The sequence below is a fragment of the Paraburkholderia sediminicola genome (assembly GCF_046026855.1).
GTDB lineage: Bacteria > Pseudomonadota > Gammaproteobacteria > Burkholderiales > Burkholderiaceae > Paraburkholderia > Paraburkholderia sediminicola_A.
In genome coordinates, this window is the sequence record NZ_JAQQET010000117.1 from 1 (window position 1) to 304 (window position 304).

Here is a 304-nt window from a genome sequence, read left to right on the forward strand (position 1 = left end):
CCCACCTCCGTTGTCTCGATCGGGTCTGCAGGCGCAGAACGTCAGATCCAGAACGTTGCGGCGGGGGTGCTGTCTGCCACGTCGACGGATGCGGTCAATGGTTCGCAACTGTATTCCGTGGCAACGGCAGTCAGCAATATTACGAATGGCACAGTTGGTCCGTTCGTGTCGAATAGCAGCGTGACGGCAGTGCAGCCGGTGTCATCGGGTGCGAACGCGTCGGCAGGTGGCTTCGGTGCATCGGCCACGGGTGCGAACTCGGTGGTGGTGGGCAACGGCTCGACGGACAATGGCAATGCGAGCG

Annotated in this window: 1 pseudogene; it reads left to right on the forward strand. The window is 62.2% G+C overall.

The annotated features are described in order from the left end of the window. A pseudogene (locus PQR40_RS39035) lies at nucleotides 1–304 on the forward strand (YadA family autotransporter adhesin); the annotation flags it as partial.